5 protein-coding genes are annotated in these 5,000 nt (G+C 74.9%); all 5 read left to right on the forward strand.

The features are described 5' to 3' along the window. Positions 1 to 168: 168 nt before the first annotated feature. Entirely contained in the window at positions 169 to 636 is a 468-nt protein-coding gene (locus FV227_RS27690; RefSeq protein WP_147860387.1) for a DUF4381 family protein, read from the forward strand. Further along, positions 633 to 1,652, forward strand: coding sequence for a VWA domain-containing protein (locus FV227_RS27695; protein ID WP_147860388.1), 1,020 nt, complete (start codon positions 633 to 635; stop codon positions 1,650 to 1,652). Before FV227_RS27690 ends, FV227_RS27695 begins: the two co-directional genes overlap by 4 nt. A gap of 274 nt (positions 1,653 to 1,926) precedes the next feature. Beyond that, positions 1,927 to 2,856 carry a vWA domain-containing protein gene (locus tag FV227_RS27700; protein ID WP_147860389.1) on the forward strand — a complete coding sequence of 310 codons (930 nt, stop codon included), beginning with the start codon at positions 1,927 to 1,929 and terminating at the stop codon, positions 2,854 to 2,856. Continuing rightward, positions 2,856 to 3,776: a tetratricopeptide repeat protein gene (locus FV227_RS27705; RefSeq protein WP_147860390.1), complete on the forward strand. Its 921-nt coding sequence runs from the start codon at positions 2,856 to 2,858 to the stop codon at positions 3,774 to 3,776. The genes FV227_RS27700 and FV227_RS27705 overlap by 1 nt, the downstream gene beginning before the upstream one ends. A gap of 290 nt (positions 3,777 to 4,066) precedes the next feature. Then, positions 4,067 to 5,000, forward strand: a 934-nt coding sequence (locus FV227_RS27710) for a BatD family protein (protein WP_147860391.1), incomplete at its 3' end; no start/stop codon positions are given.

Here is a 5,000-nt window from a genome sequence, read left to right on the forward strand (position 1 = left end):
TTTTTTTAATTTACCCGGCCACCACCTATATTTTCTCATGGTGTATCTTGTTCTGCGTCATTTGTTTATACGACACCGCCGCCCGACTTGGGCACACGAGGCGCGGATCTCGGGCTTGCCCGAGATCCGTCGGGGGGAGGGGGTGCGTATGCCCGCAGGCGGAAAACGATGACCCCCGCCGACGCTCCTCCCACCCTCGAGGCCCTGCGCGGGCTGCACCTGCCGAACCAGGCGGCAGGGGCGATCTCCGGCGAGGTCGTGGTCGCGATCCTGGCGGGCTTCGCCGCCGCGCTGCTCGTCGGGCTCGTGCGCTATCTCCGGGTCCGCGCCCGCGCCACGGTCCGCCGCGCGGCGTTGCGCGATCTCGCCGCCGCGCGAAATCTCGACCCGGAGGCCCGGCTCGTGGCGCAGGCCCGGCTGCTGCGCCGCGTCGCCCGCACCGTGCAGGGCGAGGATGCGGCGAGCGCGCAAGGGACGGCCTGGGCGCACAGGCTCGACGGGCTGTTCGCCACCACCTTCTTCACCGCCGGCGCCGGGCGCGTCCTCGCCGAGGAGCTCTATCGCCGCAGCGACCGGCCGGACCCGGCCGTCCTCGATGCCGAGCTCGGGCGCCTGATCGGGCGGATGCGCGGATGAGCCTGCTCCCGGCCTGGGTCACGGCGCTCGGTTCCGCGTTCGATTGGGCGGCACCGCTGGCGCTGCTGCTGCTGCCGCTGCCGCTGCTGGTCCAGCGCTTCGTCCCGGCCGAGGCCGCGGGCGGCAGCGGCGCGCTCCGCGTGCCGGCCTCGCTGGTGGCGCGCGCCGAGGCTGGCGCCGACGTCGCCGCCCGCGGCCGGCGCCGGACCTGGCTGATCTGGACCTTGTGGGCGGCCCTCGTCGTCGCGCTCGCCGGGCCCCGCCTCGTCCTGCCGGCCACCGCCCTGCCGGCCTCGGGCCGCGAGATCATGCTGGCGATGGACCTGTCCGGCTCGATGGAGCGGCGCGACTTCTCGCTCGACGGCGAGACCGTGAACCGCCTCGTCGCGGTCAAGCGCGTGGGCGCCGACTTCATCCGCCGCCGCGCCGGCGACCGCATCGGCCTGGTGATCTTCGCCGACCAGGCCTTCGTCGCGGCCGGGCTCACCTTCGACACGGCGAGCGTGGCGCGGGCCCTGGAGGAGGCGACGATCGGCCTCGTCGGCCGCTCCACCGGCATCGGCGACGGCCTCGGGCTGGCGCTGCGCCGGCTCGATCCGAAGGATTCCGGCATCGACGGCCAGCCGGTCGCGTCCTCGAAGGCGGTGATCCTGCTCTCCGACGGCGCCAACAACGCCGGCCAGACCACGCCGCGGGACGTGGCGGCATTGGCCAGGGACCTCGGCATCAAGGTCTACACCATCGCCCTCGGCCCCCGCGACATGGCCGACGCCGACGGCGAGCAGGACGTGGTCGACACCGAGACGCTGCGCGAGATGGCCGAGATCACCGGCGGCAAGGCGTTCCGGGTGCGGACCACCGACGACCTCGTCGCGGTGGCCGACGCCATCGACACCCTGGAGGGCGGCCGCGCCAAGGCCCCCCCGGTGCCCCTGCGCCGCGACCTCTGGCCCTGGCCGGCGGCGCTCGCCTTCGCCTGCGCCGGGCTGCTCCTGGCTTCCCGGAGGCGGGGATGATGCCAGCGCGCGGGCTCGTGCCCGCCTTGCCGCCGACCGTTTCGCGCATCCCCTCTCCCCGCACGCGGGGAGAGGGCCGCGACGACCCCGTCGTCGTCGCGGCGAGGCGGCAGCCGACGGTGAGGGGGCTTCGACCGGCGAGCCTCCCAGGGCACCGTCCCCTCACCGCCGCCTCGGCTTCGCCTCCGCTTCCCGGCCGCACGACGAGGTGCGGCCGGGCCTCTCCCCGCACGCGGGGAGAGGGGGGCCCTCCCCACTGCCGGGGCATCCCGCGATGACCGTCCTCGACGCCTACGCGCTGCTGCGGCCGTGGTGGCTGCTCGCGATTCCCCTGGTCGCCGTGCTGGCCTTCCGCGCCGCCGCCCGCGCCGCGCCCCTCGGCGACTGGGCGCGGGCGGTCGATCCGGCGCTGATGGCGCTGATGGTCCGGCGCGGGGCGGTGCTCGGCGGGCGGCGGCAGGCGAACCTCGCGGCCGCGCTCGCCGCCGGCTTCGTGGCGCTGGCGCTCACCGGGCCCGCGGTCGAGCGCAAGGACGCGACGACCTTCCGCAACCTCGACGCGACGGTGATCGTTGCCGACCTGTCGCGCTCGGTCGCCGAGGGCGGCGGGCTGAAGGACCTGCGCCAGATCGCGCAGGGCGTGGCGGAGGCCGCCGGCACCCGCGCGGTGGCGCTGGTGGTCTATGCCGGCGACGCCTACGTCGCGACCGGGCCGACCACCGACCGCGACAGCTTCGGCACCACCCTGTTCGCGCTCGATGCCGACACGGTGCCCGACCGCGGCAGCCACCCCGAGCGCGGGCTGGCGCTGGCCCGCCGCACCCTGGAGGAGGCCGGCGCGCTCGCCGCCGACGTGGTGCTGATCACCGACGGCGACGGCATCGGCGACGCGGCCCTGCGCGAGGCCGAGGCGATGCGGGCCAAGGGCTGGCGGCTCCAGGGGGTGTTCGTGCCGGCGCAGAAGACCCTGCCGCCCGGCGCGCCGAAGACCGACCGGGCCGCCCTCGACCGGCTCGCCGCCGCCGGCGGCGGGGTCGCGGCCGACCTGTCGGCACCCGCCCCGGTGCTCGACGCGGTCGGCGCCGGCACCGCGCAGCACCTGGCGGCGGGCGGCTACGCCGTGCTCGCCTTCGCCGATCTCGGGCGCTGGCTGCTGCTGCTCGCGCTGGGGCCGGCGCTGATCCTGTTCCGGAGGAGCGCGTGATGGCCGCCTTCGCGCTCGGCCGCCGGCCGCTCTCCCCCGCCGTCTCGGCCGCGCTCTCCCGCGGCTGGCGGCGCTGGGCCCGGACCTTCGGGCTCGCCGCGGCCGGGGCCGGCATCCTCGCGCTGATGCTGGTCTCGCAGCCGCGCACCGGCCTCGGCCGCCTGCTGATCGGGGTCGGACTGCCCTCGGCGGCGCTCGCGGTGCTCGACGATCCGGCCTGGCGCGGGCCGGCCCTGTACGAGGCCGGCCGCTACGACGAGGCGGCGGCCGTGTTCCGCAACGGCGGCCGGCGCAACGCCTACAACCTCGGCAACGCGCTCGCCCGGACGGGCGACTATGCCGGCGCGATCGAGGCCTACGACGCGGCGCTGCAGTTCAACCCGCGCGACGCCGACGCGCAGGCCAACCGCTCGCTGATCGCCCAGCTCGTCGCCGAGGCGATCGACCGCAAGGGCGGCGGCACCGCCAACGGCTCGGCGCAGTACGGCGCCCGCTACAACAACACCGCCAACCAGGAGAAGGACAACACCCTCCAGGCCAATTCCAGCGGCGAGGGCTTGGCGGGCAACAAGGAGGCGAGCTCCTCGGCCTCGATCCCCGGCAACAGCAAGGTCGCGCGCCGCGGCCAGGCCGAGCAGCAGACCGTGGAATCGGGCCGCGGCGAGGCCCGGGGCTCGGCCGGCGACGCCGCCGGGCGCGGCCGCACCGGCGGCGGGTCGGCGATGGTGGCCGAGGCCCCCGAGAAGGAGGTGCGCCGCGTCACCAAGAGCTTCGAGGCGCACGAGATCCGCCCCGACCGCCTCTGGCTCCAGACCCTGCCGGACGACCCCGGCCGCTACCTCAAGCTCCGCCTCAAGGCCGAGCAGGGCCGCCGCATCGAAGCCGGCACCAGCATGCCCGCCGGGAGCAACCCATGGTGAGGTTTTGGAATGCGCCGCGCCGCGTCCCTCACGAGCAGACACTTTCGGGTTCATGGCCTTCGCAAACGCGGTTCTCAGGCCCTCCCCGTCATCCCGGGGCGCCGGAGGCGAGCCCGGGATCCAGAACCGCAGGGCGTTGGTCGTCATGCGCCGTCGGCGGCTCTGGATCCCGGGCTCTGCTGCGCAGCCCCGGGATGACGGGGTGGCGCGGATCCAAGCGCGATCGATACGGCTCCGATGCGAGGCATGAACACCGTGGCCCGCAAAGGGGGGAGGAAAGGGCGGGTCGCATGCGATGGACCGTCCTGTTCGCCGCCCTCCTCCTGGCCCAGCCCGCCCGCGCCGAGGTCGAGCCGGGCGACCTCACCCTCACGGTCACGCCCGAATTGAACGGCAACGCCGCGCCGTTCGTGCGCGAGATGGTGCTGCTGCGCATCCACGGGGTCTACAAGCAGCAGATCCTGCTCGAGGAGGTGATCCAGCCGACGCTGGCTAACTTCAGCTGGAGCCAGCTCGGCCGCGACCGCTGGAGCAGGACCAAGCTGAAGGACGGCCAGAGCGCCATCGCCTTCGACCGGGTGATCGCGGTGTTCCCGCACCATGCCGGCGACTTCACGATCGAGCCGTTCGACCACCGCCTGACGATCAACGACGACGGCCAGCGCCGGGTGATCGACGTGCGCTCCGGCCCGGTCGCGCTGCCGGTCGCGACCTGGACCAAGGAGGGCGGCGGCCCGGACGCCAAGGAGCCGTGGTGGCTGCCGGCCAAGGACGTGACGATCACCGATTCCTGGTCGCCCGACCCGGAGACGGTGAAGCTCGGCGACACCACCCGGCGCATCGTGACGGTGGAGGCGCAGGGCATGGTCGCCGAGGGGCTGCCGCCGCGCCCGGTGATGCGCACCCGCGGCATCCTCACCTTCGCCGGTCCGGTCACCCGCGAGACCCTGATCACCCCCGCCGGCCCGGTGGCGCGCGCCACCTACCAGTGGGACGTGAAGGCCGGCGTGCCCGAGATCATCCCCCTCGACGCGATCGTCATCCCGTGGTTCGACACGGTGTCGCGCACGATGCGCGAGGCCGAGATCCCCGCCCGCCAGATCGGCGGCGGCCTGCCCGACCGGGAAGGCGACCTCGCCCCCCCGCTCGCCACCGCGCCGTGGGTCGCGGCCGCCGCCGGGCTCGCCGCCTTCGGCCTCGGGCTGGCGCTGATCGGGTTCGGGA

Origin of the sequence: Methylobacterium sp. WL119, assembly GCF_008039875.1 — a bacterium.
In the GTDB taxonomy this organism is placed as follows: Bacteria; Pseudomonadota; Alphaproteobacteria; order Rhizobiales; family Beijerinckiaceae; genus Methylobacterium.